Source organism: Actinomyces sp. S6-Spd3 (genome assembly GCF_000758755.1).
Lineage (GTDB): Bacteria > Actinomycetota > Actinomycetes > Actinomycetales > Actinomycetaceae > Pauljensenia.
The window spans coordinates 1-508 of the sequence record NZ_JRMV01000177.1; the positions used below are offsets into that span (position 1 = coordinate 1).

Annotated in this window: 2 protein-coding genes; both read right to left on the minus strand. The window is 55.1% G+C overall.

Features of this window, described 5'->3' with window-relative positions; genetic code table 11:
- Window positions 1-58: 58 nt before the first annotated feature.
- Entirely contained in the window at window positions 59-322 is a 264-nt protein-coding gene (gene rsrA, locus HMPREF1627_RS01050; RefSeq protein ID WP_034500396.1) for a mycothiol system anti-sigma-R factor, read from the minus strand.
- Window positions 315-508, minus strand: a 194-nt coding sequence (locus HMPREF1627_RS10105) for a sigma factor-like helix-turn-helix DNA-binding protein (RefSeq protein WP_267958463.1), incomplete at its 5' end; no start/stop codon positions are given. The genes HMPREF1627_RS10105 and rsrA, both read right to left, overlap by 8 nt.

Here is a 508-nt window from a genome sequence, read left to right on the forward strand (position 1 = left end):
AGCCCGGCCTAAGCGAAATCGCCGAAAAACACGCAAACGTGACCAAATCAACCCGAAACTAGTCCCATTGCCGCGTAATATGCGTTACTCGCACGCTCGCAACCACGCGCGCGCGAAGCGATGATGGCGCCTGCTTTTCGTAGCACTTACGCATCAGTTCACGCACGTGCATTTCCGCATCCACCCGATCTGCGCAGTGCCTGCACGTCTCCAAGTGCTGTGAAAGGCGATACGCCAACTCGTCCTCCAACGCGTCATCAGCAAACGCGTAGAGGAAGGAGCTCAGTTCCTCGCAAGGATCGCAATCATTGTTGTTAAGCATGATCCTCCTTCACTCCAATTCCCATTCGTTTCGCATAATCTGCAAGCGCCGTTCGAAGCTGCGCCCGACCGCGATAGATTCGCGACATCACAGTGCCAACGGGGGTACCCATGATTTGGGCGATCTCTTTGTAAGAAAACCCTTCAACGTCGGCCAGGAGCACCGCCTCGCGATACGTGTCAGAAA